Source organism: Mycobacterium sp. 1164966.3, assembly GCF_001665395.1.
Lineage (GTDB): Bacteria > Actinomycetota > Actinomycetes > Mycobacteriales > Mycobacteriaceae > Mycobacterium.
The window spans coordinates 1-1,014 of record NZ_LZSG01000051.1 but is presented as its reverse complement, the minus strand read 5'-3'; the positions used below and the strand labels follow the sequence as shown (position 1 = coordinate 1,014).

Here is a 1,014-nt window from a genome sequence, read left to right as displayed (position 1 = left end):
ATCGACACCGCAGCCAGACCGTCCAACACCGCCCGATTACCCCAGGCATCCACCCGAGACAGCTCAGCCGGATCCAAGAAATCCATTGACAACAACCGCCGAGCCGGATCAGCGGTCATGGCCATCAACACCGCTTGCCACCGGTTGACCAGCACCTCGATGTCGGCCATGCCGAATACTTCGGTGTCGAATTCGACCCGAAGACCCAACTGATCACCGGGAATGACCCCCACCGCCAACGGGTAATGGGTGGATTCACGAGCAGAAAAACCGGTGATGGCCAACTCGTGCTCGCCGGTCAACGCCGCGGTATCAACCGGATAGTTCTCATAGACAAACAACGTGTCAAACAACTGCTCATGCCCACTAAGGCGATGGATCTCGGCCAACGCCAAATACTGATGCTCCACCGTGTTGTTCTGGTCCTCGCGCAGCTGACCCAGCAGGCTGGCCACCGTGGAAACCGCCGTGGCCCGCGCCCGCACCGGCACCGTATTGACCAACAACCCCACCATCGACTCCGCCCCCGCCACCTCCGGCGGGCGTCCCGACACCGCGGCGCCGAACACCACATCCTGCTGACCAGTCACCTGCATCAACACCTGCGCCCACCCGGCCTGCAACACCACATTGACCGTGGTGTGCTGAGCACGCGCCAACTCCGCCACCGCCCGGGTGGTCTCCGCCGACACCGCAAACGACGCCAACTCACGCCGCCCCAACCCCAACCGATCCGGGCTGGCCACCAACGTTGGGGATTCCAACCCGGCCAATACCTCAGTCCAGGCCGCGCGGCCCGCCGCGCGATCCCGGGTGGCCAGCCAACTCACAAACCGGCGATACGACGCCGCCGCCGGCAACCGCTGCCCGTAATAGGCAGCAAAGATCTCCCCCAACAAAATCGGCAACGACCACCCATCGACCACAATGTGATGACTGGTCAGCACGAACCGATGCCGATCGCGCCCGGTGCGGATTAACACCGCCCGAAACACCGGCGGATCGGTCAGGTCG

1 protein-coding gene is annotated in these 1,014 nt (G+C 63.5%); it reads right to left on the bottom strand.

Annotated features, from left to right (window positions below; all coding sequences use genetic code 11):
- Window positions 1–1,014, bottom strand: a 1,014-nt coding sequence (locus A9W99_RS19710; RefSeq protein ID WP_253870091.1) for a condensation domain-containing protein, incomplete at both ends; no start/stop codon positions are given.